This is a genomic window from Bradyrhizobium sp. Arg237L (assembly GCF_029990105.1).
Taxonomy (GTDB): domain Bacteria; phylum Pseudomonadota; class Alphaproteobacteria; order Rhizobiales; family Xanthobacteraceae; genus Bradyrhizobium.
This window is the reverse complement of the sequence record NZ_JAQMIL010000200.1, coordinates 1-700: the sequence shown is the minus strand read 5'-3', so window position 1 is coordinate 700 and position 700 is coordinate 1. Positions and strand designations below refer to the sequence as shown.

Here is a 700-nt window from a genome sequence, read left to right as displayed (position 1 = left end):
GCTTCGCCCAATCCGGACGAAGGCGAGCTGTCTTATCTGAAGTATTATGTCTACTCGGAAATCCCGCCGCCGGAGAAACCCGCGAAGATCGCCTTGTCGGCGTTGAGCGGCGTCCCGCTCGGAACGCCCGTCCAGGAGATCGAACGCGCGGCCAAGGCGTTCGGTGTCGATGCCAATTTCATGAAGGCGGTCGCCAAAATCGAATCCGATTTCAATCCCAGGGAACGCACCGGCTCCTATGTCGGTCTGTTCCAGCTAAGCAAGTCTGAGTTCGGCAAATACGGATCGGGCGACATCCTCAATCCTCGCGACAACGCGATGGCTGCCGCCTACAAGTTCGTCACCGAGGCTGTTCTATTCGAAGTAATAACTCACAAGCAGCCGACGTTTTCCGATCTCTACCTGATCCACCAGCAGGGCGGGGAAGGAGCCGCCGAACACGTCAGCCATCCGCAGCGGATTGCCTGGAAGTCGATGTGCGCAACCCAGGAGGGCTTGGCGAAGGGCGAGCGATGGTGCAAGCGCGCCATCTGGGGCAACACGCTGCCGGCGGTCAAACGCGAATGGAAGTCGGTCGATCGCCTCACCTCGGGCGCGTTCGTGGCGATGTGGCGGGACCGCGTCGACACCCTCTATGCCCGCTATCCAGCGCCAACGCTGGCGGCGGCCGAACGCTTGAGATGACAGTTTGCGACTGCCC

General features: G+C 61.0%; 1 protein-coding gene. It reads left to right on the top strand.

All coding sequences use genetic code 11. The features are described 5' to 3' along the window. A partial coding sequence (locus OZ411_RS42975; RefSeq protein ID WP_282532804.1) for a transglycosylase SLT domain-containing protein occupies positions 1 to 684 on the top strand: 684 nt, incomplete at its 5' end. Between the last annotated feature and the right edge of the window lie 16 nt (positions 685 to 700).